This is a genomic window from Cumulibacter soli (assembly GCF_004382795.1).
Taxonomy (GTDB): Bacteria; Actinomycetota; Actinomycetes; order Mycobacteriales; family Antricoccaceae; genus Cumulibacter; species Cumulibacter soli.
Genome location: NZ_SMSG01000019.1, coordinates 1 through 1,071 on the forward strand (window position 1 = coordinate 1; position 1,071 = coordinate 1,071).

1 protein-coding gene is annotated in these 1,071 nt (G+C 64.5%); it reads left to right on the forward strand.

Annotated features, from left to right (window positions below):
• Positions 1 to 80: 80 nt before the first annotated feature.
• Positions 81 to 1,071 (forward strand): IS481 family transposase (locus E1H16_RS18315; RefSeq protein ID WP_134325372.1); only part of this gene is annotated, 991 nt, incomplete at its 3' end.

Sequence of the window (1,071 nt, forward strand, 5' to 3'; positions counted from 1 at the left end):
GTGATCTGTTGACGGGTGAAGGCCTCCCGTTGCGAGAGTGGAGCTGTCTAGGAACCGCTCACGCATAACAGGAGGCCTTCGTGTCCCACGCTAATGCCGCGCTCACCCCACGCGCTCGATTGAGGCTGGCCAAGCTGATCGTCGAGGAGGAATGGCCGGCCGCTGTCGCGGCGAAGATGTTCATGACCTCACCGCCCACCGCCCGAAAGTGGGCGGCACGATTCCGGGCCGAAGGTTCCGCGGGGATGACTGACCGCTCCAGCCGGCCGCACTCGATGCCGACCAGGACGCCGCCTGCGGTGGTGAAGCGGATCGTGAAGGCACGGTGGCGCAGGCGGCTTGGACCGGTGCAGATCGCCGGCGAGCTCGGTATCGCGGCGTCCACAGTTCACGCCGTGCTCGTGCGTTGCCGGATCAACCGTCTGAGCCGAATCGACCGCGTGAGTGGTGAACCGATCCGTCGGTATGAACACGATCATCCCGGGGCGCTGATCCATGTCGACGTCACGAAGTTCGGCAACATCCCTGACGGCGGAGGACACAAGTTCCTCAGCCGACAGCAAAGCAAAAACAACGGGCGCGCCCAGGCACGCCGGACCGGTGAACGCGGCCACGGATACCGGCCCCGTATCGGAACCGCATTCCTGCACACCGTCATCGACGACCACTCCCGCGTCGCCTACATCGAAATCTGCGCCAATGAGAAGGCCGTCACCGCCATCGGCGTGCTGGAGCGGGCAGTCACATGGTTCGCTGAGCAGGGCGTAACGGTCGAGCGCGTGCTCTCAGACAACGGCCCCGCTTACACCTCCCACGCCTGGCGCGATACCTGCGCCGCACTCGGAATCCGGCACAAGCGCACCCGCCCCTATCGACCACAGACCAACGGCAAGATCGAACGCTTCCACCGCACTCTCGCCGACGGCTGGGCCTACGCCCGCTTCTACGAATCCGAAACCGAACGCCGAACCGCACTACCCGGCTGGCTGCACTTCTACAATCACCACAGGCACCACACCGCAATCGGAGCCCCACCAATGAGCAGACTCAACAACCTGCCTGGACATCACA